This window comes from Streptomyces sp. SID12501 (assembly GCF_010550245.1).
In the GTDB taxonomy this organism is placed as follows: Bacteria; Actinomycetota; Actinomycetes; order Streptomycetales; family Streptomycetaceae; genus Streptomyces.
Genome location: NZ_JAAGLU010000881.1, coordinates 1 through 409 on the forward strand (window position 1 = coordinate 1; position 409 = coordinate 409).

The window sequence follows — 409 nt, forward strand, 5'->3', positions numbered from 1 at the left end:
GTTGACGCCGTACGCCTTGTCGATGCCCTTGCGGGTGATGTCGACGGACGTCGAGCCGCCCGAGCGGACCTCGAGGTCGGGGAGCTGCTCGGCGACGGCCGCCCGCAGCTTCTCCTTCTTGGCGCCGTCGGGGTCCCACGCGGCCTTGGCGTCGACGGGGGCCTCCTGGCCGAGCGCCGAGAACGTCACCTGGCTGCCGCGCAGCTCGATGCGGTCGCCCCAGGTGTGCTCCTCCCACAGGCCGAGCTCGCGCGCGGACTCCTCGACGGCGCGCGCGGCGCGCTGCGACTCGTCGTCGGTCAGCGGCTCGCTGTAGACCTCGGACCACTCGCCGCCGTCGTGCACGAGGTAGCGCGTGCCGCACGTCGGCAGCACGTGCAGCCGCGCGAGGGCCGCGGTGTCGTCGATC

1 pseudogene is annotated in these 409 nt (G+C 73.8%); it reads right to left on the minus strand.

The features are described 5' to 3' along the window. Positions 1 to 409 (minus strand): annotated as a pseudogene (locus G3I71_RS48950) (HAD family hydrolase); the annotation flags it as partial.